The 1,191-nt window shown below is 60.1% G+C and carries 1 protein-coding gene; it reads left to right on the top strand.

Features of this window, described 5'->3' with window-relative positions; all coding sequences use genetic code 11:
- Entirely contained in the window at nucleotides 1-1,191 is a 1,191-nt protein-coding gene (gene tuf / locus AWB69_RS45215; RefSeq protein WP_062093238.1) for an elongation factor Tu, read from the top strand.

Here is a 1,191-nt window from a genome sequence, read left to right as displayed (position 1 = left end):
ATGGCAAAAGGTAAATTCGAACGGACCAAGCCGCACGTCAACGTAGGCACGATTGGTCACGTCGACCATGGCAAGACCACGCTGACGGCAGCGATCGCGACGGTGTTGTCGAAGAAGTTTGGCGGTGAGGCGAAGGCGTATGACCAGATCGACGCGGCGCCGGAAGAAAAGGCGCGTGGCATTACGATCAACACGGCGCACGTCGAGTACGAAACGGCCGCGCGTCACTACGCGCACGTTGACTGCCCGGGGCACGCCGACTATGTGAAGAACATGATTACGGGTGCAGCGCAGATGGACGGCGCGATCCTGGTGTGTTCGGCGGCAGACGGCCCGATGCCGCAAACGCGTGAGCACATTCTGTTGGCTCGCCAGGTTGGCGTGCCGTACATCATCGTGTTCCTGAACAAGTGCGACATGGTGGACGACGCCGAGTTGCTGGAACTCGTTGAGATGGAAGTGCGTGAGCTTCTGTCGAAGTACGATTTCCCGGGCGACGACACGCCGATCATCAAGGGTTCGGCCAAGCTGGCGCTGGAAGGCGACACGGGCGAGCTGGGCGAAGTGGCGATCATGAACCTGGCCGACGCACTGGACACGTACATCCCGACGCCGGAGCGTGCCATTGACGGTTCGTTCCTGATGCCGGTGGAAGACGTGTTCTCGATCTCGGGTCGCGGCACGGTGGTGACGGGTCGTATCGAGCGCGGTGTGGTGAAGGTTGGCGAAGAAATCGAAATCATCGGTATCAAGCCGACGGTGAAGACGACGTGCACGGGCGTGGAAATGTTCCGCAAGCTGCTGGACCAAGGTCAAGCGGGCGACAACGTGGGTATTCTGCTGCGCGGCACGAAGCGTGAAGACGTGGAGCGTGGCCAAGTGTTGGCCAAGCCGGGTTCGATCACGCCGCACACGCACTTCACGGCTGAAGTGTATGTGTTGAGCAAGGACGAAGGCGGTCGTCACACGCCGTTCTTCAACAACTATCGCCCGCAGTTCTACTTCCGTACCACGGACGTAACGGGTTCAATCGAGTTGCCGAAGGACAAGGAAATGGTCATGCCGGGCGACAACGTGTCGATCACGGTGAAGCTGATCGCGCCGATCGCGATGGAAGAAGGTCTGCGCTTCGCTATCCGTGAAGGCGGTCGTACCGTCGGCGCTGGTGTCGTCGCCAAGGTTCTCGAGTAA

The organism is Caballeronia udeis (genome assembly GCF_001544555.2).
In the GTDB taxonomy this organism is placed as follows: domain Bacteria; phylum Pseudomonadota; class Gammaproteobacteria; order Burkholderiales; family Burkholderiaceae; genus Caballeronia; species Caballeronia udeis.
Note: the sequence above shows the minus strand (reverse complement) of the source record. Positions and strands in the feature narration are given on the sequence as shown.